The following is a 22,880-nucleotide window of genomic DNA, read 5'->3' as shown; positions in this document are numbered from 1 at the left end:
CGACACCCCGAACTTTTCAAAGGGATAGCAACGTGCAGCCGGTTCTCAGCCTCGAAAGCATTGTTAAGCGTTATGCCAACACCCAAGCTCTAGGGCCGGTAGATATCGACGTCGCCGAAGGGGAATTCCTGACCCTGCTGGGTCCCTCTGGCTGCGGCAAGACCACCACGTTGCAGATCATTGCCGGGCTTAATCAGCCCACCGAAGGCACACTGTTGCTCAAGGGGCGAGACATTACCAGCCTCGCCCCACCGTACCGGGATATCGGCCTCGTCTTTCAGAACTACGCCTTGTTTCCACACCGGACGATCGCCGAGAACGTCGCTTTCGGGTTGCGCATGCGCAAAGTCCCCAAGGAAGACATCGCGCGACGCGTCCGGCAGATGCTGGACGTCGTCGGGCTTCCCGGCGTCGAAGATCGCTATCCGCATCAGCTTTCGGGTGGGCAAAGACAGCGTGTCGCCGTTGCCCGGGCAGTGGTGATCGAGCCATCCATCTTGTTGCTCGATGAGCCCCTCTCCAACCTTGACGCCCTTCTGCGCAAGCATATGCGACACGAGCTGCGTGAAATTCAGCAGCGGCTGGGGATCACGACGGTGTTTGTGACCCATGATCAGGACGAGGCATTCGAAATGTCCGACCGGGTCATCCTCATGCATGCCGGCACGGTGCAGCAGGTCGGTGCCCCCGAAGACATCTACGACAAGCCGAAAACGCGGTTTGCCGCAGAGTTCATCGGCGAAGCCAGCCTCAATCCCGCAACTGTCGCCAGCATCGACGGGGATAAGGTGCTGCTCAATTTCGGCCAGGACTCGCAGGTCGAAGCCCAGGCCGTGGCTCCTGTTTCCCAGGTCGGCCAATCGGTGCTGCTGATGACGCGTCCGGAGCGAATCGAACTGTCGGCAATAGACGCACCCAATGCCTTGCCAATGACCATTGTAAGCCGAGTCTTCCAGGGCGAACGTATTCTGGTTGAGCTGTCGACGAGTGGGGGCACGTCCTTCCGCGCCTCTCTTCCCAGTGTCGCGCATAATCGCGCATTGCGGCCGGGACAGAAGGTCGGCGCAATTCTTCATGAATGCCGAGCCATCTTGGAGAGCCCGCATGCAGCTTAGCAGCAAGGCACAGCGGCCTTTCATGGCCGCGCTGCTGACCCCGGTAACACTGCTTTATGTCGTGTTCCTGATCGCGCCGATCGGTTTCTTTCTGGCGCTCAGCTTCATGACTTACTCGCCCATGCAGATGTTTGCGATGCCGCTGACACTGGACAATTACGGGCGCCTGCTTCTGGACGACCATTATCGTTCCATCATCTATTCGACCCTGCGCGTGTCGCTGACCGTTACAGCCTTGGCTGCCCTTGGGGGTTATACGCTTGCGTATTTTCTATCGAGGCTGAACAGCGTTTGGCGGGGTGTGCTGCTTTTTCTCGTTATAGCGCCGCTGATGACGGGCGTAATCGTCCGCACCTATGGCTGGATCGTGTTGCTGGGCAGTGACGGACTAATCAACACGATTCTTATAGGCTTGGGCATCATTGATCGCCCGCTGTCCATGCTCAATAGCGAAGGCACTGTGGTGGTGGCGCTGGTCCACATCATGCTGCCCTATATGGTTTTCCCGATTTTTTCATCGCTGGTCAGCCAGGATTCTAATCTGGTGCCCGCCGCGACCACGCTGGGCGCCGGGAAACCGCGGGCCTTTTTCGAGGTTACGCTGCCTCTCAGCCGCTCCGGCATAATCATGGGCTCGGCCCTGGTTTTCACCATGACATCGGGGTCCATCGTAACTGCCGATCTGCTTGGTGGCCGCGATCTGAGCATGATGGGACCGCTCATCTACGACCTGATCCTTTCGACCTTCAATTGGCCGCTCGGCGCAGCAGTGGGGGCCCTGCTGGTGATGACTCAGTTCGTGATCCTGTCCCTTATCTTCCGGAGGAACGGTCGTGCCTAATTCCACCGCTGCTGCGACACCCTTGGTCAAAATCGAGCGCATCAAGACCCCCAAGCTACAGATCGATGGCCTGATGCGCGTGCTGTTGCTGGCACTTGTGGCCGGGCTCTATGTGTTCCTGCTGGTTCCTATCCTAATCGTGGTTTTCACCTCCTTCAGCCCGGATATGCGCAACAGCTATCCGATCGGGGAAGCCTCGCTGCGCTGGTACAGCGCATTTCTGGACAACCGCAACTTCGTTTCGGCATTCCAGTTCAGCCTGGGCCTAGCCCTCGTCGCGTCGGTGATCGCTACTGCGATCGGCTTTGTCACCTCCTACGGCCTGATCCGGTTCACCTCCAAGCGCCGGTCCAGCCTGCAATCACTGGCCATGCTGCCGATGATGGTGCCACATATCCTGATCAGCCTGGCGCTGTTGCTGTTGTTGACCCGCTTCCCGCTTCCCGAAATGGTCGCCCTCGTTATTGGGCATGTGCTGATCTGCCTTCCCTTCACCATTGCCGGCATCACCGCCAGCCTCGAAGGCGTCGACTCAGATCTCGAGGCAGCGGCACATACCCTGGGTGCCACGCGCTGGCGTGTGCTTTGGGAGGTGACCATACCTCTCATCGCTCCAGGCGTACTCTCAGCGTGCATTTTTGCCTTCATCATTTCGTTTGGCGATGTCTACGTGGCGCTCTTTATTGCCGGTCCCGGCGCGACCACGCTTCCCATCGAAATCTACAATTTCGTGCAGTGGGAAAGCTCTCCCGTCATCGCTGCGATCACCACCGTGCAGATCGTCATGATCGTCCTCTTCGGTCTCCTGATCGAACGCCTGGTCGGTCTGCGCTCGATCATGCGGATGTAGCGCTAAGCACGAAAACCTCCGCCATCTTTGAAAGGATCAACAATGACTATTATCGAGGTCGGTTCTGCACGCGCCGAGCAGCCGGGCCGGTTCGACGGCACCCTTAAGCTGGGCGTGTTCCCCGATGGCCAGCCGGTCGAAACGCCAGTGGTCATCGTGCGCGGCAAGGCGGACGGTCCGGTCCTGTGGATGCATGCAGCCGTGCATGGCAATGAATATTGCGGTACCTTCAACATCCACGCATTCCTGCGCACGCTCGATCCGCAAGAGATGTCGGGCACCGTCATCGCCTTGCCCGCGCTCAACATCACCGCGTTTCGCGATCACCGTCGCATGAGTCCGCTGGAAGGCTTCAACAACGGCGATATGAACCGGTGCTTCCCGGGCAAAGCCAATGGCGGCTTCACCGAACAGATGGCCTTTGCGGTTTATCAGGAGCTCAAGAAGTACGCGACGCATCTGGTGGATTTCCACACCGCCTATACCCAGGACACGCGCTGGGCACTGTATGCCGGTGTCGATGGCGTTGCCGAGGAAGGGAACAAGATGGCGCGGGCGTTCGGCTATGCCAATTGCCTGCCGACCCCCGCCGGCACCCTTGTCGGTTCGGCCATGATGACCGCGGCGGCCGACAATATTCCGGCTTTCATCATCGAAGCGGGCGGGATCGAGACGGCTTTCTCACGGGAAATCGTCGATGACGTAGCCGAGCGCCTGCGCAATCTGTGTCGCGCCGTCGGGCTTCTGCCTGGCGAGGTGACCGACTATGGCCCGTTGACGCTGTTCTCCAACTTCCATTGGGCGACTGCGCCTCGCGGCGGCATCTTCAAGCCGGCGGTGAGCTCCGGCCAGCAGATCAACGAAGGCGACGTGGTTGGCACCTATTACAATCTGTTCGGAGAAGCGGACGGCAGCGTCACCTCTCCGGCGTCGGGGATCGTGCTGGCCTATCACCCCGGTCCGATCATCCCACAGGGCGACGTGTTGATCCATGTCGGTCTCAACCCCACACAGAACTAGGAGCCAGCAATCATGGAAGAAATCATCATCGGCTCGGCCCGTTCCAGCGCTGCCGGCACCACGACGGGCTGGTTGCAAGTCGCCTCGCTGACCGACGGATCGCCGGTCAACGCGCCGGTTGTCATCAAGCGCGGCGCACAGGATGGTCCCGTGCTATGGCTGCATGGCTGTGTGCATGGCGACGAATATTGCGGCACCTTCGTCATCCACGAATTCCTCAACAGCATCGACACCGATACGCTCAAGGGAACCGTGGTCGCCATTCCGGTGCTCAATGTGAGCGCCTTCCAGAGCAAGCGCCGCATGAGCCCCTTCGAGGGTTTCAACGGGGGCGACCTCAACCGGCAGTTTCCCGGTTCTACCGACGGCAGCCTGACCCAGCAGATCGCCCACGAACTCTATGCGCCGCTCAAGCAATATGCCGACGTGCTGATCGATTTTCACACGGCCCTGACGCCGGATGTTCGTTGGGCATTGTTCCCCAAGGTCGAGGGTGAGGTCGGCAAGCTCTCGGAGCGGGTGGCGCATGCTTTCGGTTATCGCGACACCTTGCCGGCGCCCACCGACATCCTGGTTGGTTCGGCCTTTATGCAGGCGCCCAAGGATGGCATCGCTAGCTTCATTGCCGAGGTCGGTGGAAAAGGACGTTCGTTCACCCAGGATCGGGTGACCGATGCAGCCGAGCGACTCAACAATGTGCTGCGCGCCCTAGGCATGATCGAGGGGGACGTCACCGACTATGGTCCGATGACCTATTTCTCGAACTTCGACTGGGTTACCGCGACACAGGGCGGCCTGTTCGAGCGGTCTATCAAGTGTGGTGATCCGGTTGCCAAGGGTGACGTGATCGGCAAATTCTATAACGGGCATGGACAGTTCCAGGGCGATGCAATCAGCCCCAATTCCGGCATCGTGCTGGCAATCCATTCTGGGCCGGTCATGGCGTCTGGCGAGACATTGATCCATATCGGTCTTGATCCACAGCCAGCGCCGCGCCTGAGCTAGGTTTCCCTCATCCGGTCGCCCTAGAAAGCGACCGGATCGTCCCGCGTGGGACAGCTATCGATGGGGCGGCATGGCGGTTCGCCGCGAGCTCGGATGGGTGGCGACCAGGGGGCGTTAACGGCCGCCGATTTCCCTCCTGCTCGCGCCAAGCAGCCAGCCTCGGAATGCCCTCAGGGGAGGACCCATTTCGCAATCGTCCGGCCAGACCAGCCAGTAGCGCTGATGGCTGCTCATCGGGGCATCGACTATGGGCACCAGGTTCCCCCGCTTGATTTCATCGGCGCAGAGGAAAGTCGGCAGCAGGGCAATGCCCAGGCCAGACCACGCGGCCTGAGCGGCGGTGGCGAACTGGTCGAAGACCATGCCCTGCACCATGCCCCCATCCTCACCCTGGGCGGCGAACCTGCGGCGCCACTGGTCCGGGCGGCTGGCCAGGTGCAATAAAGGCAGTTTCATGAGGTCCTTGGCAGTCGCACCTGCATGCGCTTCGGCAAGGCGCGGGAGCATAGCGGCAGGACCGTTTCGCCCATAAGCTCAACCCCGTCGGAACCCGGCCACGGGCTCTCGCCGAAATGGATCGCTGCATCCAGCGCCTCGCCGGCGAAGTCGAACGGGATCAGCCTTGTGGTTAGCGATAGGGTAATGCCCTGATTGGCACTCAGGAACTGCGGCAGGCGCGGTGCGAGCCAACGCGTTCCAAAAGTCGGCAGGATCGCCAGATTGAGGGTGCCGCCCCCGGGATTGACTCTGAGGTTGAGGGAAGCGCTGCCGAGCCGCTGCAAGGCATCACGGACTTCATTGGCATAAAGGGCCCGGCTTCGGTGAGCTCCTGTTTTTCGCGCACGAACAGCTGACAGCCGAGCCGTTCTTCAAGCAGCCGTACCTGCCGGCTGATGGCGCTTTGCGTGATCGACAATTCTCCGGCAGCAGCGGTGAAGCTGTTGAGGCGCTCGGCGGCCTCGAACGCGGTCAGCAGCGACATCGAGGGCAGAAAACGACTGGGTATAGCCCTCCCGGCAGCATGGGGACAGTGTTAGCGAGTTTGACAGGGATTGTCGCTGTCGGCGCCCCTGCTTCAGGCAAGCCCAAGGGCGGCGCGCGTGTTTGCCAGCGACTTTTGCTCGATGTCTCCGTAGAGAGCGAATTCGTCCTTTACTGGACGCCCGAGCGCGGCCTCGAAGGCTGCCTGGTTGGAATGGGCCAGCCGGTCGGCGGCCGCGTTATCGCCCAGGTTGGATTGGAAAATGCCTGCTGCAGAGACCGGCAGGAAATCCTCGTAGACGATGGGGTCGAAGCGCACGTGGCCCGAAGCGATCAGCTCATCGATCGTGACGCCGGTCCGGTTGTCCAAAGGCTTGCCGGTAGGCGAATAGTGAAAGAACGCCATGCCCTGGTCGCGCAACTGCGCGTAGTCGTCCGGCAAGGGCCGGAACACGTCAGACAGGGCGCGCATATAGTCGCCCGCATTGGAGCCATCGGCCTTGGGTTGGGCCAGCCCGCGGGCGCGATCGAGCAGTTCGTCGTAGAGTGCGCGGCCCTTGCGCGTAAGGGCAATGCCGCGCTGTTCGATCTCCCCGAAACGGGCAGTATGCTTGCCGCGCGTGTCGTCGCCGGCAAAGGCGATCTCTTCTTCGAGCGCCTTGAAGCTTGTCTGCCGCAGCAGCACCGGGCATTGACGCGGCGGCGGGCCTTCGATGACCGCCTTTGGCGTGATGCCGCGAGCCGGCATGTCGGCCTGCACCTGATCGATATCGAGCGTGCGGGGCGTCAGGTGGTTGATATGTGGCCCGCGAAACGAGACGACGTCTGCCACGAGGCGGTGGGCGTCATGCAGGCGCTGATAGGTCGAGGCAGAAACCCGGGCATCGGCGTGCCAGCGAAAGGTTTCGAGCGCTTCCTCGATGAAACGCTCGGCATCTTCGAGGCTGAGGCCGCCCTCGGCCTCATGCTTGTCGATCAACTGGCGTGCCAATGGGGTAAAAATGTCGCGGTCGGCGAGGATCGCTTCGGCTTCTGCGCGCAGCTCCGGATCGCTGATCAGTTCGCTACGGAGCAGGGACGTGAAGACGCGAAACGGGCTGTGCTTGAGGGCATCCGCATCGACCGGGCGGAACGCGGTGGAGTGCACCGGGATCCCGGCAACCGAAAGATCATAGTAGCCCACCGGGTGCATGCCCATGACGACAAAGAGCCGACACATGGTGTGGAGTTCTTCCGCCGTGCCAAGCCGGATGGCGCCGTGGCGTTCCTCGGAAATGCGCTCGAGCCCGTCGGTGGCTTCAAGGCGCGTCCTCAGGGCCGGGTCAGCCGCAATCGCTGCCGCATTGGTCGTTTCCACGAGGTCGACGAGATCGCCATAAAGCGGCACTTCCTGGCGGTACATCTCGGACATGGCGCGGCAGAAGCGGGCGCGGATGTCATTGGGATCGGCAAAGGTGGTCATAACAGGCTCCTAGAAGTCGAATTGGATGCCCTGGGCGAGCGGCAGCTTGCTGGAATAGTTCACCGTGTTGGTCTGGCGACGCATATAGCCGCGCCACGCATCCGAGCCGCTTTCGCGCCCGCCGCCGGTTTCCTTCTCGCCCCCGAAGGAGCCACCGATTTCAGCCCCGGAAGGCCCGATATTGACATTGGCGATGCCGCAATCGGAACCGACGGCAGACAGGAAGGTCTCGGTTTCGCGCACATCGGTGGAAAAGATGCAGCTCGAAAGGCCCTGCGGCACCTCGTTCTGAAGGGCAATGGCTTGGTCGAGCGTGCTGTATTTCATGACGTAGAGAATGGGCGCAAAGGTTTCGTGATGAACGATCGCGGTCTGGCCCGGCATCTCGACGATCGCCGGATTGACGTAAAACCCGCCGGCAATGCCTTCCGGAGTGACGCGTTCGCCGCCGGTAACGGCGCCGCCCTGCTGGCGGGCAGCATCGAGGGCTTTCTGCATGTCCGAAAAAGCATGTTCGTCGATTAGCGGGCCAACCAAGCGCCCCGCTTCGAGCGGATTGCCGATCGGCAGGCCAGCATAGGCGCCGCGCAGACGCTCGACCAACTTGTCGTGGTTGGTTTCGTGCACAATGAGGCGACGCAGGCTGGTGCAGCGCTGGCCGCAGGTGCCGACGGCGGAAAAGACGATGGCGCGAATTGCATTGTCGAGATCGGCCGAGGGGGCAACGATCATGGCATTGTTGCCGCCCAGTTCAAGAATGCTGCGGCCGAAGCGTTCGGCGATGATCGGCGCGATGGCGCGGCCCATGCGGGTCGAGCCCGTCGCCGAAACGATCGGCACATCCTTCGATTTCACCAGCACCTCACCGACCTCCTGCTCGCCGATGGCGAGCTGCAGCAAGTCTGCCGGGGCATCGCCGAAGCGGGCGACCGCCTTTTCCCAGATGCGCATGGTGGCCATGGCGCTGAGCGGGGTTTTCTCCGATGGCTTCCAGATGGCGGAGTCGCCGGCAATGACCGCGAGGGCAAAGTTCCAGGCGAAGGGCGCGACGGGGAAATTGAAGGCAGTGATGATGCCGCAGACTCCCATCGGATGCCAGGTTTCGCGCATCGAATGGCCGGGGCGCTCCGAGGCGATGGTGAGCCCGAAGAGCTGACGCGACTGGCCGACGGCCAGATCGCAGATGTCGATCATTTCTTGGACCTCGCCGAGACCCTCTTGGAGAATCTTGCCGCATTCCAGCGTGACCAGAGCGCCGAGGTCGTCCTTGGCTGCGCGCAATTCCTCGCCGAACAGGCGGACCAGTTCGCCCCGGCGCGGTGCCGGCACGCTTTTCCAGCTGTCGAACGCGATTTTGGCACGGCCGATCATGGCTTCGACATCCGCAACGCTGTGGGTCGCAAGCTGCGCCAACTGGGCGCCATCGACGGGACTGTCCACGGCCAGCGTGCCGCCGTTCAGGTCCGTGTCGGTCAGGCCTGCGGCATGTAGGATATCGGTATGGGTCATGTCAGGGTCCTGGCTGGTCGGGTGAGTGTCAAACGGGCAGTGTGCAGGCGCCCGAGCGCGCGACGCAAGTCTGCTTCGGCATAGGCGTAAGATAGCCGCATGTGGCCAGGGCTGCCGAACGCTGAGCCCGGCACCAAGGCAACCCCCGCGCTTTCAAGGAAAAAGTCGCAAACATCGACATCGTCGCCGATGACCTTGCCTCCAGCGCTTTGCATTCCGAAGAGGGCGCTGCAGTTTGGAAAGGCGTAGAATGCTCCAAGCGGCGGGGCGCATACGAGACCGTCGATGGCGTTGAGTCCATCGACAACCAGCCTGCGCCGGCGATCGAATTGATCGCGCCGTTCCGCGACTTCGTCTTGGGGGCCCAGCAGGGCTGCAGCGGCCGCAGCTTGGGAGATGGAACTCGGCGCCGATGTCGCCTGACCCTGGACGACCGACATAGCCGCGATCAGGTCAACCGGTCCGACACCATAGCCGAGCCGCCAGCCCGTCATGGCATAGGCCTTGGAAACGCCGTTAACGACCAGGGTCCGATCTTCCAGCTCTGGCAGGGCCTGGAGCGCGGAGCAGAAATCAAACTCGTCATAGACCAGGTGCTCGTAGATCTCGTCCGACATCAGGGCGACATGTGGATTGGCTTGGAGCACCGGAAGTAGCGCGCGCATCTGGGCCTGGGACCATGTACTCCCCGCAGGGTTGGACGGCGAGTTGATCAGCAGCCAGCGGGTTCGATCGGTGATGGCTTCGGCAAGCGTCTCGGGCGCAAGTACGAAGCCGTCCTCCTGATTTGTCGTCAGCTCGATAGTCTTGCCGCCGCAGATGGCCACGATATCGGCATAGCTGGTCCAATAGGGCGTGGGGACGATGACTTCGTCGCCCGGATCAAGCGTTGCCATCATGGCGTTGAACAGCACCTGCTTGGCGCCGGTGCTGGCAATGATGCGGTTCGGGGTGATCGTCACCCCCTGCTGCGCGTACTTGCGCGCGATGGCCTGACGCAACGCCAAAGTGCCGACGTTGCCAGTATATTTAGTCTGACCGGCGTCTATCGCGTCCTTGGCGGCCTGTTTGATGTGTTCGGGCGTGTCGAAATCCGGTTCGCCAGTGCCCAGTGAGATGATGTCCTCTCCCGCCTGCTTACGGCGGGCGGCTTCTTCGCTGATCCGCACGATCAGGGATACCTGGATCGACCCCATGCGGTTGGCTTGTCGGATCATGATCTACCGTTTTGAGAACCCGTTCAGTCAAAAACCTAGCCCTGCCCGCGATGTCCCGCCAATGCTATCTGGTCACGAGGTCATGAGTTTTGTGAATGAACGGGGCTTATTGCATTGCCGGGCGCGGTCAGGCTTGATTGGGGTGACCGCGGGGAGAGCCGATGAGCCGAAAAGACGATGACCGGGTGATGCGGAGCGTTCACAAGGAGCGCACCGAGCCGCGACGGCAGTCTCGGCAACTGTCCGCCACCACCCACGCTGCTCCAGCAGAACCCACTCCGCAGATGAGTACCCTTGTGGCCAGCGTGCCGATGTGGAGCCATCCAGGTTTCCTGCTGCGCCGGCTGCACCAGATCCATTCCGCCATGTTCGAGGAACGGCAGGGCAGCCAGAGCTTGACCGAGGTGCAGTTTGCGCTGCTCTCGATCCTGGCGCAGGGGGAGGATCTCGACCAGACCGCGCTGGCAGGCGCGTCGGGCATCGATCGCAGCAATGTTGCCGATGTGCTCAAACGCCTCGAGGTGCGCGGCCTGGTGCGGCGCACGGCTGGCCTCGAAGACAAGCGTCTGGTGCTGGTCGAGATTACCGAAAAAGGCCGCGGTCTGGTCGGGGTCGCCGAGCAGCAGCTGCGCCGGGTCGACGACCAGATGTTGTCCCAGCTCAACCCCGGGGATCGGCAGCAGTTCATCGACCTCCTGATGCGCGTCCTGGAAACCACCAACCAACATGGCCGCACGCGTCTTCGTGCGCCGCCGGTCCACCGAAAATAGGTCCGGGCGACACTTTGCCGGAAACACCGACGTAATGCCCGGACCCTTCCTGAGCGCCGAACATTGTCTCCTTTTGGCAGGCGGCAAAGGCGCGCATGCTGCTCGCGAAAGAGGAGCCAAGCGCATGAAAGATATCATCATCGTAGGAGCGGGCAAGATCGGCTCCACCATAGCCGATATGCTCACTCTTAGTGGCGACTATGCAGTCACGGTGGTCGATCATTCGGCCGAGCAGTTGGCGGGGTTGGAACTTTCAGGGCCAGTGGCGACCGCAGTGGTGGACGTGCGCGACCGTGCTGCGCTGGCGCCGCTGCTCGAGGGCAAATATGCGGTGCTCAGTGCCGCCCCCTACCACCTGACTGTCGCCATCGCCAATGCGGCGGCCGCGACCAAGACCAACTACTTCGATCTCACCGAAGACGTGGTGAGCACCCGCCAGGTCAAGGCCCTCGCAGCCAACGCTTCCAGCGCCTTCATGCCGCAATGCGGGCTGGCGCCGGGCTTCATTTCCGTGGTGGCGCACGATCTGGCCAAGGATTTCGACACGGTCGACAGCATCCGCATGCGGGTAGGGGCCCTACCGCAATACCCCTCCAATGCGCTCAATTACAACCTCACCTGGAGCACGGACGGGGTCATCAATGAGTATTGTCAGCCGTGCGAAGCAATCGCCGATGGAGAAGTGGTGGAAGTGCCCCCCATGGAAGAACGCGAGGAGTTCTCGCTCGATGGCGTGACCTACGAGGCGTTCAACACCTCAGGCGGGTTGGGCACGCTGTGCGAGACCTATATGGGCCGCGTCCGCACCCTCAATTATCGAACCATCCGCTATCCCGGCCACGCGGCGATCATGAAGGCAATCCTCAACGATCTGGGCATGCGCTATCGCCGGGAGATGCTCAAGGATATCCTCGAAAATGCGCTGCCCACGACCTTGCAGGATGTGGTCGTTGTCTTCGTTACGGTCAGCGGGCGCAAGCGTGGCAAGCTGGTGCAGGAAACCTATGCCAACAAAATCTACGCGTGCAATGTCGGCAAGATCCGTCGCAGCGCCATCCAGGTGACCACCGCCTCGGGGATCTGTGCGGCTCTGGACTTGATGGCCATGGGCAAGCTGCCTCAATCGGGCTTCGTGCGCCAGGAAGATATTGCCCTTGAGGCCTTTCTTGCCAACCGCTTCGGCGTTACCTATGCACTGGGCGACGTGATCGCCAGCGCGGCCTGAGCTAGACGGCGACCCGGCCAACCGAGGTCGGTTCAATGCCAAGGGCGGCACCTCGCTGGAAGTGCTTGCCCAGGATGATCCAAGAGCGGCAGCGCTCGACACCGGAAAAACTTAGCACTTCGTCGAGCACGGCGTCGATGTCTTCGACGCGTGGCGCCTGCACCATGACCACGAGATCGTAGTCTCCCGTAATGGTGAAGCAACTCACCACTTCGGGCAGTGACTTGAGGTTGTCGAGCACGTCCTTCTGCCGTTTCTGGACGATCGACACCATGACCATGGCAAGCGTCGAATCGTTGAAGGGATCCTGAGACAGGATGGCTGAATACCCGGCGATGAGGCCGTTCTTTTCAAGCCGCGCGATGCGCTCATGCACAGTGGTCCGCCCCACACCGAGCTTCTTGGCTAAATCGGTGGTGGATTCCCGGCCATTGGCGAGCAGAAGCCCGATCAGTTGACGGTCGATATGATCGCGGACTTCGCTCATGTCAGTGTTCCTCGTCGGCGTGGTTGCCTAATAAGACGCCGTCCTTTTAAGCTGCACGTCTCTTGTGCGGAGATCAAGCACTTCAAAAGGTAAGGTGAAGGGCAAGCGGCACCCATCCGTGATCGCCGACTATGTGTCGGCCTGGACCACGCTGGCCGACAGAACGTGCCATGGAAGCGTTAGGGGTGCGATCTAGGGTTGGGGTCTGACCCATTAAGGACAAGCCGATATGCACCCGATCCATCTGAGCGGAGCCGAAATCCTCGTTGAAATGCTGATTGCCTACGAGGTCGAGGTGATCTTCGGCGTTCCGGGCGACACCAATGTGCCGCTCTACGATGCGATGCGTCGGGCGCAGGACAGGGTGCGCCATGTCATGGTACGCGACGAACGCTCTGGCGGGTTCATGGCTGATGCTTATGCCCGGCTTTCCAACAAACCTGCAGTCATGGAAGTGCCCAGCGGCGCTGGTGCCATGTATGCCTTGCCGGCGATCGCCGAAGCGCATTATTCATCGGTGCCCATTATTTTGATCACCAGCGATACGCCGCTCAAGATGGAGGGGCAGGGGGTCATTACCGAGCTCGAATGCGCCAAGCTGTTTGAGCCGGTGACCAAGGGGTCCTGGCAGATCAAGGCCGCACGCAAACTACCCGAATATGTGCGCCGTGCCTTCCGGCTAGCGACCAGTGGACGCCCTGGCGCCGTCCATCTGGTGATCCCTGAAGACGTGCTGGCCGAGGTCGTGGCGGTCGATACCATTTCGCTGCATGTCGAAACCGAATGCGGCCACTTTCCGTCCCATCCTGCGGGGGCAGGGGCTGGCCAGATCCGTGAATTGATCGAATTGATCGGCGCGGCCAAGCGTCCACTGCTGGTGGCAGGCGGTGGTACCAACCGCTCCAAGGCTGGCCCGCTGGTGCAAAAGATTGCCGAACGGCTTAACCTGCCGGTGGTCAACACCATAACCGGCCAGTCCGCCATGGCCGACGATCATTCCCTGGCGATCGGCGTAGTCGGCGACAATGGCTTTCACCCCCACGCCAATCGAGCCATGGAGGAAGCTGATCTTCTGATCTATCTCGGCTCCAAGATCGGCTCCGTGGTGACCATTGGCTGGACCTTTCCTAGCGCCAATCGGCATCGCAAAATCGTCCAGGTGGACATTGATGCCTCGGTCCTGGGGCACAATACCGAGAACGCGCTCAGCATCTGCGGCGACATCAGGGCTGTCTGCCAAGATTGGCTGGCAGCCATTCCAGATGGCATGGCGGTGGACTCTGCCTGGGCGGATCGCCTCAACCTCTGGCGCGGCGAATTCTGGCAGGCGGCGCAAAGCGAATTCGACGACGATTCCCTTCCGCTAAAACCGCAGCGCATCGTCAAGGCGCTCAACGCGCAGATGGATCGGCCCTATTCTATCCTTTCCGATCCGGGCACGCCCACGCCGCACATGACACGGCTGCTGCGCCTTCACGATGTGGAGTCGGTGTTCATCATTCCGCGCGCCTACGGCGGCCTGGGCTATGCGCTTCCCGCCGTGGTCGGCGCGCATCTGGCCCGTCCGCATGTGCGTCCGATCGGGCTCTTTGGCGATGGCTCGTTCGCCATGTCGATGGGCGAGCTCGAAACGCTGGTGCGGCTCGATGTGCCGGCTATCCTGATCCACTTCAACAATGCCTGCTTCGGCTGGATCAAGGCACTGCAGCGCCTGCATGGCCACAACGCCACCTATTCGGTAGACTTTACTGGGCTAGATGCGTCGCTGTTGGCGAAGGCCTTTAGCATCAAGGCATTTCGTGTCGTCAGCGCCGAGGACCTCGATGCGGCACTGGCCGAAGCCTTTGCCTTCGATGGCCTAGTGTTCATCGACATTGTGGTGGAATCCATCGCCGACGTGGCGCCGCCGGTCTATTCATGGCTGCGGCGAATCGGCCACGATCCGCTCTCGATCCCACCTGTGACCAATGTACGCCTAGGGATGCCGGCGTCTTCCTGATTGGAGCTGTGATGACCATACGCGTGGCGCTCGCCGGAGCGACTGGCAAGGTGGGCAAGGCCCTGGCCGTTGCTATCGCCAGAGCGGAAGACCTGACGCTGACTGGAGCGGTGGCGCGCAGCAGCGCTGGCCAGGACTTGTCGGCGCTGATCGGTGCCGGGCCGAGCCTTACCATTGCCGCAACGCTGGCAGAAGCTTTGGACACACCATCGGACGTCGTGGTGGACTACACCAAGCCTCAGGCGGTAAAAGCCCATGCCTTGATGGCATTGGCGGCCGGACGCCACCTGGTTATCGGCACCTCGGGGCTTTCGGCAGACGATTTCGAGGAGATCGCCGCTAGCGCCGAGGCGCAGGGGCGAGGCGTGCTGGCCGCGGGCAATTTTTCCATCACCGCAACGCTGTTGCGTCGCTTCGCGCTCGATGCGGCGCGCTATGTGCCCGATGTCGAAATCATCGATTACGGACCCGGCGCCAAGACCGACGTGCCTTCGGGCACCGCCCGCGAAATGGCAGAATTCCTGGCGCCGATCCGCGGGGCGGGCACTGTGGTAGCGGTCGACAAACTCACCGGCCTGCCGGCCACACGCGGGGCGTCGATCGGCTCGCCCCATGCGGTACAGGTGCATTCGGTGCGCGTACCGTCCTATGCCCTTTCCTGCGAAGTGATCTTTGGCGCCGACAATGAGCGTCTGACGCTGCGGCACGATGCGGGCGCCGCACCCGCCCCCTATGTCGCGGGCACGCTCCTCGCCATCCGCAAGGTCGGAAGCTTCTCTGGGCTGCGCCGCGGCCTCGATAGTATTCTAGACTAGCTATGGCAGAGACTACGGTGGACGTTGTTGTTATTGGCGGCGGCATTGTCGGGCTCGCCTCGGCGCTGGAACTGCAGTCGCGCGGAAGGTTGGTCGCCATCGTCGATCCGGATGAGCCGCTGGGCCGCGCTTCCTATGGCAATGCTGGCATGCTGAGCCGCGGATCGATCTTTCCGGTGGCCGGGCCTGGCGTGCTGAAGAAACTACCCGGATATCTGTCGGGCCGCGATGTCGCCGTGCGTGTGCGCCTCGCTGCGCTGCCGTCATTGACCCAATGGGGGCGGCGCTTTGTCGCTGCCGCCAACGAAACCGCCTGGCGCAAGGCCGCGACGGCCCTGGCACCGATGGTTGCGCTCTGTGTTGATCGCCATGTCGCGCTCGCTGAGCGCGTCGGCGCGCGGCACATGATCCGGCATAACGGTTATCTGCGACTCTATCGGCATGAGCACGGTGTCGGGGCCAGCGCGCTAGAGCGGACCGTGCTGACCGAGCATGGCGTGCGCCATCAGGTGTTGTCGATTGAGGAGGTCCGCGAGGCTGAGCCCCATCTGGCGCCGCGTTTCGGTTCGGGTCTGCTGTTTACGGATACCGCATCGGTGGAAAGTCCTGGCGAGCTCGTCGCAGCCTATCGCCGGGCGTTTCTCGCCGACGGCGGCAGGATTGTCAGGGGTTGGGCAGATGTTTTTCAAGGTGGCGAAGATAACGTCATCGTGCACACTGCAACGGGTCAGGTGTCTGCGCAATATGGCGTTCTGGCAGCCGGTGCTTGGTCGGCACGGGTGGCTGCCAGGCTGGGATACCACATCCCACTGGCAGCTGAGCGGGGCTATCATCTTCATCTCAAACTCCGCGGCAATGCAGGACTCAACCGGCCGATTTTCGATACCGCCGGGGGCTATGTGATGTCGCCGATGGACGGGGCGATCCGGGTGCTGAGCGGCGTCGAACTGGCGCGCCCCGATGACACGCCAGACTATCGACAGATCGAAGCGGTGGTTGCCGATGCGCAGCAGAGTCTGCCGCTCGCCAAAGACCCTGAACAGAAAATCTGGATAGGCAGCAGGCCATCGACCCCTGATGGCCTGCCGGTCATCGGCAAGGCCGCGCGTCATCCCCGTCTGGTCTTTGCTTTTGGGCACGGCCATATCGGCTTTGCCAATGGACCGGCAACCGGACGCGTGGTTGCGCAATTGATTGCCGGGGAGCCGCTGGACTTTCCCATCGGCGCCTTCGACGCGGCCCGCTTCGGCCGTTAGGGCAGCATCAGCCCGCCATCGATATGCAGCGTTTGCCCCGTGACCTGGCGCGCGCCGCGCGACAGCAGATAAACGATGCCGTTGGCGATATCACCCGGTTCGGCGAGCCGTCCGATGGGGGTCACTCCGGTGGCCGACTCCATCGCCTCGCGTGAGGTCGCCGCATGTCCCGACTGATCCTTACGGGTAAAGCCGGGCACGACGCAATTGACAGTAACGCCTTGGGGTGCCAGTTGCGATGCAAGCGATTTGGCCAGCGCTTCAAGCGCTGCCTTGGCGGCTGCCGAGGCCGGGAACAGCAGGTTGTTGGTGCCAAAGACATGCGCAACAAACGAGCTGACGACAACGACACGCGCCCAGTCCGAGCTTTCAAGATCCGACAACGCTGCCGTCGCCAGCCGCACGAAGGCGAGCGGCATCGCGGCAAAGGCGCGCTCGACATCTTCCGGCGTTAGCGCGCCGAATGTCGATTTGTGCGCCTGACCTGCGTTGCTGACAATCTGGTCGATGCGGCCGAAATGCTGCCGGGTCGCGCGTACCAGCGTTTGCGGCACGGCTGGCTCGGCAAGGTCACCAAGCATAGTCTCGACCACGCTGCCTCGCTCCCGGCATTGACGGGCAATCTCGTCGAGACCGGACTGGTTCTGCCGCGTATGCAGCAAGAGCGCCGTCCCTGACCCTGCCACGGCGAGTGCCGTGGCAGCGCCAATGCCGCTGCCGGCCCCGGTAATAAGCACGGCCCGATCAAATTGGCGGTCCATGGCGATCTCCGATCAGACGAATTGGCGGGCAATCAGGATGATTGCCGAGGCAGTGGATACGACAAGCACGACCATGCGCACGCGCCCCTTGTCGACCAGCACGCGTCCCCAATGGGAAAACAGAAAGCCGAACAGGGCGCAGGGCGTCAGCAGCAGCGCCAGCCAGAGATCGTCCAGCGACATGTTGCCGCTGAGCGAGAGTGCGATCAACGAAATCGCAGCGCCCACGACAAAAAAAGCATTCAGCGTCGAGCGCATTACCGGCCCCTGGGCATTCTGGTAGACCAGCGCCATGGGGGGTGCGCCGATGGAAGTGAGGGTGCCCATGAACCCGGAAGAGCTGCCGGCTATAAACAGATTGCGCGGCGTCGCCGTCACCTTCCAGCCGGCCAGTGACAGGGCCACGGCCAGCAGCACCATGCCGCCAAAAATCAGCGAAAACGTCGCCTCGTCCAGGAACCCGAGGCAAAAGACGGCCAGGATCGCTGCCAGCCCCCGACCGCCGAGCGAAAAGCCTAGGCCCTGGAAATCCACCGACTTCCACTCCCGTATCATGCCGCCGACGCAAACCAGCCCTGCCATCACTAGCATCGGTCCGGGCACAAACACGGGGTCGATCACCGCAAGGATGGGTGCCGCCAGCATGTTGAAGCCGAACCCGGTCGACCCTTGCACAGCGCCGGCACCGATCAGCGCTAAGACAGCCATCAGCAGGACCGGCCATTCCAGTTGGGTCAATAAGGTCAAGGTTGCTCTCGGTTGGCTGAAGGATCGGTGACTGCATCATCGCAGATGAAGGAGGGGATGAAATCAGTCAGCACGTCGCCTCTCTAGGGAAGGGCGTCACAAACTGGCACGGCCATCCGACACTCTGTCGGAACGGTTCAACCCGCAACTGCCAATAATGTCAGTATACTGATCAAGCGCGTTGACAACAATTTGGTGACAAGTGACACTCGGGCCATTGGCGTTCTCCGGTTCGGCAAGTGGGACGAGAATGGCATGCAGGTCAATAACTTAATGGTGCAGGGAAGCGCTGAAGGCTGCGGCTGTGTGCAGGAGGCTGGGGCATGGACGCCCTGGTTTTTTAGACCAGACCTGGCCCAAAGCATCGAAGCACCTCTCGTTGCTCAACAGGGGTTTTCAATGAACTTTATGCTTCGTGGTCTTCTCGCCACATCCGCCATCGCCGTTTTGACCGCCGCTGCGGGTCCCGCAGCCCTCGCCCAGTCCGTTACGGTGGCCATCGGCTCCGAGCCCTCGACCCTCGATCCTCAGCTGCGCGACGATGGTGGCGAACGCCAGGTCAACGACAATATCTATGAAACGCTGATGGCGCGCACGGCGACCGGCGAACTCGTTTCCGGGCTTGCCGCAGAAGCCCCAACTCAGGTCGACGAGCTGACCTGGGAGTTCAAGCTGCGCCAAGGCGTGACCTTCCACAATGGCGAGCCCTTCAACGCAGACGCCGTGGTCACCAGCGTTACCCGCGTGCTCGATCCGGCCAACAATTCCGAGCAGCTCGGCTATTTCGGCACCATCGCGTCGGCTGAAAAGATCGATGACACTACCGTCCGCATCATCACCACTGGCCCCGATCCGATCCTGCCCTCCCGCATGTACTGGATGAAGATGATCGCCCCCGGCTATGCTGCCAACGGCGACCTGGCAGCCGCACCCGTTGGTACCGGCCCCTATAAGTTCGTGTCCTGGAACCGGGGCACCGATATCGTCCTTGAAGCCAACGCGGAATACTGGGATGGCGAGCCCGCAATCGACAGCGTCACCTATCGCTTCATCGGCGAGCCCGGCACGCGCCTCTCGGGCCTGATGGCAGGCGAGCTCGATATTATCACCAATCTGCTGCCTGAATTCACCACCAGCGTTCCCAAGTTTGCGGCCGTGCCGGGCCTTGAAACCTCGGTCTTCGTGCTTGGCACCGACAATCCGATCATCGCCATCCCCGAAGTGCGCAAAGCGCTCAACCTCGCCATCGACCGCCAGGCCATGGCCGATAGCCTGTTCCTCGGCTTCGCCACCGTGGCCAAGGGCCATCACGTCAATCCGGCAGCTTTCGGCTTCAACGATGCCCTCGAATCCTACGCCTACGATCCTGACGCGGCACGCGCTTTGATCGAAGCAGCCGGCGTTGCTGGCGAAACCATCCACGTCTATGGCGAGTCAGGCCGTTGGCTCAAGGATCGCGAGCAGATCGAAGCGGTTGCCGCCTATTGGGGCGAGATCGGACTGGTACCGGAGGTCCATATTGAGGAATTCTCGCAGTATCTCGATACGCTGATGGGTGACGGCCCCCGGCCGGATTCGATCTTCATCGCCAACTCCAACGAGTTGCTGGATGCCGATCGCGAAGCCTCCTTCATCTATCACATGGACGGTGCAGCAGCCTCGAACTCCGATGCCGAAATGGCCGCGATGATCGACGAAGCGCGCATCACCACCGATGTTGCAGCCCGCGAGGCGCTATATGCCGAAGTGTTCCAGAAGGCGCACGATCTCAACTACACCGTGCCCCTATTCAACCTGCAGGATATCTACGGCATGTCCGAGCGCATGGAATGGACGCCGCGCCCCGATGCCAAGCTGATGATCAAGGAAATGTCGGTCACCGAGTAGGGCTGGCCGGAGGAACTGCAGCATGGGCGCATTTATTCTGCGAAGAATGTGGCAGGGATTGCTTGTTGTTCTGGGCGTGACACTGACGGTCTTCGTCGTCACGCGCCTCTTCACCGACCCCGTCGCGCTCATGCTGCCGCTCTCAGCCTCTGATGGACAGCGGGCCGCTTTCGCGGCCCAGATCGGGCTTGATCAACCGGTGCCGCTGCAGTTCTTATGGTTCCTGGGTGATCTGGCGACGCTGGATTTCGGCCAAAGCCTCTGGCAACGCCGGCCGGCCATCGAAGTGGTGTTCGAGCGGCTTCCCAATACGCTGATGCTGATCGGCGCGGGCCTGGGTTTTGCCATGGTCCTGGCCCTGCCTCTCGGCATGGTCGCGGCACTGAGGCCCGGCGGTATTGTCGACCGGGTGACCGTAAGCCTAGGGCTGCTGGCGCTGTCGATGCCTCAATTCTGGGTCGGTCTGCTGCTGATCCTGATTTTTGCCGTGCAGCTGAAAGTGTTGCCGACTTCGGGCATGGGCAGCCCCGCCCACATCATTCTGCCCGCGCTCACCCTCGCGCTCTCGCCGTTGGCGCGCCTCACCATGCTGGTGCGATCTTCCATGATCGACGAACTCAACCAGCAATATGTCAAGACCGCGCGCTCCAAGGGCCTGGGATTTCGCCGCATCCTTGGCGTCCACGCGCTGCGCAATATTCTGATTTCCTTTCTGACCCTTTCGGGCTGGGAACTGATCTCGACCCTGGCTGGCTATACCGTGGTCGTCGAGACCGTGTTCGCGTGGCCTGGCCTCGGACTGACCGCTATCCAAGCGATCCAGCGGGGCGACCTTTTTTTGATGCAGGCTATCGTCTTTTCGATCGCCCTTCTTATCGTGATCATCAATCTGACGCTCGACATCGTCTTCAAGTTGATCGATCCCCGCATCCGGCTGAATTGATATGACGGACACCACAACGACGCCTCGTTCCGCCAGATCCGCCGCTGCCCGGTCGCGCCGCCTTGTCGCCCTCCACGAGCTGTTGAGCGAACTCTGGCGCGACAAGTCCGGCCTCATCGGACTGTTGGTTATCCTGCTGATCATCGGCATGGCAATCTTTGCGCCTCTGATTGCCCCCTATGATCCTGCCGCGCAAAGCGTGATGTCACGCCTCAAGCCACCGGCATGGCTGGCCAATGGCACATGGGCGCATCCGCTCGGAACCGACCACCTCGGCCGCGACGTTCTGTCCCGGGTCATCTGGGGATCGCGCGTCACCCTGATCATCGGCTCCAGCGTTGTGCTGCTGGCCGGGGCGCTGGGAGTCACGGTAGGGCTTTGGGCTGGCTATCTGGGCGGCCAGGTCGATAGCATCCTGATGCGGCTCGTCGATATCCAGGTTTCGTTCCCCGGTGTCCTACTGATCTTGTTGATCGTTTCCGTCATCGGCGCCAGCACTACCACCATGATCATCGTGCTCGCGGTAACCAATTGGATGGTCTATGCCCGGCTGGTGCGCGGAATTGTCATGTCGGTGCGGCAAACGCCCTATGTAGAGGCGGCCGAGGTCGTGGGCTGCAAGCCGGGACGTATCATCTTCCGGCATATCCTGCCGAACCTGATTTCGCCTCTGGTCACTCTGGGGATCCTGGAGTTCACAAATGTCGTGCTGGCCGAGGCCGCCGTGTCGTTCCTGGGCCTTGGCGTACAGCCGCCGGAGACCAGCTGGGGCCTCGATGTCGCCGGTGGGCGCGACTACCTGTTTATCGCCTGGTGGCTCATCACCTTCCCTGGGCTGTCGATTGTCGCCACCGTGCTGTCGATCAATCTCTTCGCCAACTGGGTGCGTGTCACCACTGACCCGCAGGAGCGCGAAAAGCGCTTTGCCCGCGCTAAATCTGCTGAACGCCGTACGCGTCCGGGCCAGACAGTGGTGGAGACCGCTAAATGAGCGCGCCTCTTCTCGCCATTGACGGTCTGCAAGTCGAATTCGACACCAGGGCCGGCGTCGTCCATGCCCTCAACGATGTCTCGCTGACGGTGGGCAGAGGCGAAACGCTGGGCATTGTCGGCGAGTCCGGTTCCGGCAAGAGCGTTACCGCCCAGGCAGCCATGGGCCTGATTGATATTCCAGGACGCATCACCGGCGGCGACATCCGCTGGCATGGGCGGAGCCTGCTTGGAAGCGATGGCGAGCGGCTGGCCCGTTCTGTGCGCGGCAAAGAAATGTCGATAGTGTTCCAAGACCCGATGACTTCGCTCAATCCGCTGCTGACCATCGGCGCGCAGATTTGCGAAGTGCTGCAGTGCCACCTCGGTTTCTCGCACCTCCAAGCCTGCAATCGCGCAGAGGAACTCCTGGGAGCCGTCGGCATCAGCGCGCCGCGCCGCCGCCTCGACCAGCATCCGTACGAGCTCTCAGGCGGCATGCGCCAGCGCGTCATGATCGCCATGGGCATCGCCTGCGAACCCGAACTACTGATTGCCGATGAGCCGACCACAGCGTTAGACGTCACCATCCAAGCGCAGATCCTTGAATTGCTGGCCGAGTTGCAGCAGCGGCTGGGCCTCTCGATCATCTTGATCACCCATGATCTAGGCATCGTCGCAGGCCTCTGCCATCGCGTTGCCGTCATGTATGCCGGCCGCATCATAGAATCTGGGACGGCCGATAGCCTTTTTACGACACCGGCCCATCCCTATACGCAAGGCCTGCTGCGCTCGACCCCAAGCCTTGATGAAGTCGACGAGCGGCTGATTTCCATCGATGGCAGCCCGCCAAGCCTCCTGCATCCTCCAACCGGCTGCCCGTTCCTGCCCCGCTGTCCAATCGGGGGCGATCGTTGCCAGGCGCCCCCGCCCATGGTGCCCGTACCCGGTGGCGAGGCGGCCTGCTGGAAGGCGACGACGCCTGCATGGCCCCTTGCGCAAATTTCTCCGGTCTGAGATT

At 61.8% G+C, this 22,880-nt stretch carries 20 protein-coding genes and 1 pseudogene; 14 read left to right on the top strand and 7 right to left on the bottom strand.

What is annotated here, in order from left to right; genetic code table 11:
• The first annotated feature begins 32 nt into the window (after positions 1-32).
• The 5 genes from ELX51_RS16295 to ELX51_RS16275 are packed head-to-tail and all read left to right on the top strand — an operon-like array spanning position 33 to position 4,831.
• On the top strand, positions 33-1,115 hold the full coding sequence (locus ELX51_RS16295; RefSeq protein ID WP_127754504.1) for an ABC transporter ATP-binding protein: 1,083 nt from the start codon (positions 33-35) through the stop codon (positions 1,113-1,115).
• Entirely contained in the window at positions 1,105-1,956 is an 852-nt protein-coding gene (locus ELX51_RS16290; RefSeq protein ID WP_164854900.1) for an ABC transporter permease, read from the top strand. The genes ELX51_RS16295 and ELX51_RS16290 overlap by 11 nt, the downstream gene beginning before the upstream one ends.
• Positions 1,949-2,806 (top strand): ABC transporter permease, encoded by an 858-nt coding sequence (locus tag ELX51_RS16285; protein ID WP_127754502.1) that lies wholly within the window; start codon positions 1,949-1,951, stop codon positions 2,804-2,806. The genes ELX51_RS16290 and ELX51_RS16285 overlap by 8 nt, the downstream gene beginning before the upstream one ends.
• Before the next feature lie 42 nt (positions 2,807-2,848).
• On the top strand, positions 2,849-3,826 hold the full coding sequence (locus tag ELX51_RS16280; protein ID WP_127754501.1) for a succinylglutamate desuccinylase/aspartoacylase family protein: 978 nt from the start codon (positions 2,849-2,851) through the stop codon (positions 3,824-3,826).
• Positions 3,827-3,838: 12 nt separating this feature from the next.
• Positions 3,839-4,831: a succinylglutamate desuccinylase/aspartoacylase family protein gene (locus tag ELX51_RS16275; protein WP_127754500.1), complete on the top strand. Its 993-nt coding sequence runs from the start codon at positions 3,839-3,841 to the stop codon at positions 4,829-4,831.
• A gap of 114 nt (positions 4,832-4,945) precedes the next feature.
• Here ELX51_RS16275 and ELX51_RS16270 read toward each other — a convergent pair.
• From ELX51_RS16270 to ELX51_RS16255, 4 genes and pseudogenes are all read right to left on the bottom strand, one after another.
• A pseudogene (locus tag ELX51_RS16270) lies at positions 4,946-5,813 on the bottom strand (LysR family transcriptional regulator).
• 93 nt (positions 5,814-5,906) lie between these two features.
• A complete protein-coding gene (locus ELX51_RS16265) occupies positions 5,907-7,274 on the bottom strand; it encodes a VOC family protein (RefSeq protein ID WP_127754499.1) in 1,368 nt (455 codons plus the stop codon).
• A gap of 9 nt (positions 7,275-7,283) precedes the next feature.
• Entirely contained in the window at positions 7,284-8,783 is a 1,500-nt protein-coding gene (locus tag ELX51_RS16260) for an aldehyde dehydrogenase family protein (protein ID WP_127754498.1), read from the bottom strand.
• Positions 8,780-9,979: a pyridoxal phosphate-dependent aminotransferase gene (locus ELX51_RS16255; protein WP_248305154.1), complete on the bottom strand. Its 1,200-nt coding sequence runs from the start codon at positions 9,977-9,979 to the stop codon at positions 8,780-8,782. Before ELX51_RS16255 ends, ELX51_RS16260 begins: the two co-directional genes overlap by 4 nt.
• A gap of 182 nt (positions 9,980-10,161) precedes the next feature.
• On the opposite strand from ELX51_RS16255, the gene ELX51_RS16250 reads away from it, so the two are divergent.
• Complete coding sequence (locus tag ELX51_RS16250; protein ID WP_127754496.1) at positions 10,162-10,770, top strand: MarR family transcriptional regulator; 609 nt, start codon at positions 10,162-10,164, stop codon at positions 10,768-10,770.
• 124 nt (positions 10,771-10,894) lie between these two features.
• A complete protein-coding gene (locus ELX51_RS16245) occupies positions 10,895-11,995 on the top strand; it encodes a saccharopine dehydrogenase family protein (RefSeq protein WP_127754495.1) in 1,101 nt (366 codons plus the stop codon).
• 1 nt (position 11,996) lies between these two features.
• Here the strand turns inward: ELX51_RS16245 and ELX51_RS16240 are convergent, their stop codons facing one another.
• Entirely contained in the window at positions 11,997-12,482 is a 486-nt protein-coding gene (locus ELX51_RS16240) for an Lrp/AsnC family transcriptional regulator (protein WP_127754494.1), read from the bottom strand.
• 229 nt (positions 12,483-12,711) lie between these two features.
• Here ELX51_RS16240 and ELX51_RS16235 point away from each other — a divergent pair, with 229 nt between their 5' ends.
• From ELX51_RS16235 to ELX51_RS16225, 3 genes are read left to right on the top strand one after another with little or no spacing between them, the layout of a single operon-like run.
• Complete coding sequence (locus ELX51_RS16235) at positions 12,712-14,481, top strand: thiamine pyrophosphate-binding protein (RefSeq protein ID WP_248305153.1); 1,770 nt, start codon at positions 12,712-12,714, stop codon at positions 14,479-14,481.
• Between the two features lie 11 nt (positions 14,482-14,492).
• Positions 14,493-15,296, top strand: coding sequence for a 4-hydroxy-tetrahydrodipicolinate reductase (gene dapB, locus ELX51_RS16230; RefSeq protein ID WP_127754493.1), 804 nt, complete (start codon positions 14,493-14,495; stop codon positions 15,294-15,296).
• Between the two features lie 17 nt (positions 15,297-15,313).
• Entirely contained in the window at positions 15,314-16,552 is a 1,239-nt protein-coding gene (locus tag ELX51_RS16225) for an FAD-binding oxidoreductase (RefSeq protein ID WP_164854899.1), read from the top strand.
• On the opposite strand, the gene ELX51_RS16220 is transcribed toward ELX51_RS16225, so the two are convergent.
• Both ELX51_RS16220 and ELX51_RS16215 read right to left on the bottom strand, forming a co-directional pair.
• Positions 16,549-17,313 carry an SDR family oxidoreductase gene (locus tag ELX51_RS16220; RefSeq protein ID WP_127754491.1) on the bottom strand — a complete coding sequence of 255 codons (765 nt, stop codon included), beginning with the start codon at positions 17,311-17,313 and terminating at the stop codon, positions 16,549-16,551. The genes ELX51_RS16225 and ELX51_RS16220 overlap by 4 nt on opposite strands.
• Positions 17,314-17,325: 12 nt before the next feature.
• Positions 17,326-18,021: a sulfite exporter TauE/SafE family protein gene (locus ELX51_RS16215; protein WP_127755341.1), complete on the bottom strand. Its 696-nt coding sequence runs from the start codon at positions 18,019-18,021 to the stop codon at positions 17,326-17,328.
• 438 nt (positions 18,022-18,459) lie between these two features.
• On the opposite strand from ELX51_RS16215, the gene ELX51_RS16210 reads away from it, so the two are divergent.
• Genes ELX51_RS16210 through ELX51_RS16195 form a run of 4 tightly spaced genes read left to right on the top strand, consistent with a single transcriptional unit; the run spans position 18,460 to position 22,876 of the window.
• Complete coding sequence (locus ELX51_RS16210) at positions 18,460-19,947, top strand: ABC transporter substrate-binding protein (protein WP_127754490.1); 1,488 nt, start codon at positions 18,460-18,462, stop codon at positions 19,945-19,947.
• Between the two features lie 22 nt (positions 19,948-19,969).
• Positions 19,970-20,890: an ABC transporter permease gene (locus tag ELX51_RS16205; protein ID WP_127754489.1), complete on the top strand. Its 921-nt coding sequence runs from the start codon at positions 19,970-19,972 to the stop codon at positions 20,888-20,890.
• A gap of 1 nt (position 20,891) precedes the next feature.
• Positions 20,892-21,881 carry an ABC transporter permease gene (locus ELX51_RS16200; RefSeq protein ID WP_127754488.1) on the top strand — a complete coding sequence of 330 codons (990 nt, stop codon included), beginning with the start codon at positions 20,892-20,894 and terminating at the stop codon, positions 21,879-21,881.
• A complete protein-coding gene (locus ELX51_RS16195) occupies positions 21,878-22,876 on the top strand; it encodes an ABC transporter ATP-binding protein (protein WP_127754487.1) in 999 nt (332 codons plus the stop codon). Before ELX51_RS16200 ends, ELX51_RS16195 begins: the two co-directional genes overlap by 4 nt.
• The last annotated feature ends 4 nt before the right edge of the window (positions 22,877-22,880 follow it).

Origin of the sequence: Devosia sp. 1566 (assembly GCF_004005995.1) — a bacterium.
Classification (GTDB): domain Bacteria; phylum Pseudomonadota; class Alphaproteobacteria; order Rhizobiales; family Devosiaceae; genus Devosia.
Note: the sequence above shows the minus strand (reverse complement) of the source record. Positions and strands in the feature narration are given on the sequence as shown.

Coding starts and splice junctions, on each gene's coding strand:
- dapB (WP_127754493.1), top strand. CDS start 14,493: ATGACCATACGCGTGGCGCTCGCCGGAGCGACTGGCAAGGTGGGCAAG.
- ELX51_RS16250 (WP_127754496.1), top strand. CDS start 10,162: ATGAGCCGAAAAGACGATGACCGGGTGATGCGGAGCGTTCACAAGGAG.
- ELX51_RS16205 (WP_127754489.1), top strand. CDS start 19,970: ATGGGCGCATTTATTCTGCGAAGAATGTGGCAGGGATTGCTTGTTGTT.
- ELX51_RS16215 (WP_127755341.1), bottom strand. CDS start 18,021: ATGGCTGTCTTAGCGCTGATCGGTGCCGGCGCTGTGCAAGGGTCGACC.
- ELX51_RS16265 (WP_127754499.1), bottom strand. CDS start 7,274: ATGACCACCTTTGCCGATCCCAATGACATCCGCGCCCGCTTCTGCCGC.
- ELX51_RS16195 (WP_127754487.1), top strand. CDS start 21,878: ATGAGCGCGCCTCTTCTCGCCATTGACGGTCTGCAAGTCGAATTCGAC.
- ELX51_RS16200 (WP_127754488.1), top strand. CDS start 20,892: ATGACGGACACCACAACGACGCCTCGTTCCGCCAGATCCGCCGCTGCC.
- ELX51_RS16280 (WP_127754501.1), top strand. CDS start 2,849: ATGACTATTATCGAGGTCGGTTCTGCACGCGCCGAGCAGCCGGGCCGG.
- ELX51_RS16260 (WP_127754498.1), bottom strand. CDS start 8,783: ATGACCCATACCGATATCCTACATGCCGCAGGCCTGACCGACACGGAC.
- ELX51_RS16275 (WP_127754500.1), top strand. CDS start 3,839: ATGGAAGAAATCATCATCGGCTCGGCCCGTTCCAGCGCTGCCGGCACC.
- ELX51_RS16290 (WP_164854900.1), top strand. CDS start 1,105: ATGCAGCTTAGCAGCAAGGCACAGCGGCCTTTCATGGCCGCGCTGCTG.
- ELX51_RS16210 (WP_127754490.1), top strand. CDS start 18,460: ATGAACTTTATGCTTCGTGGTCTTCTCGCCACATCCGCCATCGCCGTT.
- ELX51_RS16255 (WP_248305154.1), bottom strand. CDS start 9,979: ATGGGGTCGATCCAGGTATCCCTGATCGTGCGGATCAGCGAAGAAGCC.
- ELX51_RS16245 (WP_127754495.1), top strand. CDS start 10,895: ATGAAAGATATCATCATCGTAGGAGCGGGCAAGATCGGCTCCACCATA.
- ELX51_RS16220 (WP_127754491.1), bottom strand. CDS start 17,313: ATGGACCGCCAATTTGATCGGGCCGTGCTTATTACCGGGGCCGGCAGC.
- ELX51_RS16240 (WP_127754494.1), bottom strand. CDS start 12,482: ATGAGCGAAGTCCGCGATCATATCGACCGTCAACTGATCGGGCTTCTG.
- ELX51_RS16235 (WP_248305153.1), top strand. CDS start 12,712: ATGCACCCGATCCATCTGAGCGGAGCCGAAATCCTCGTTGAAATGCTG.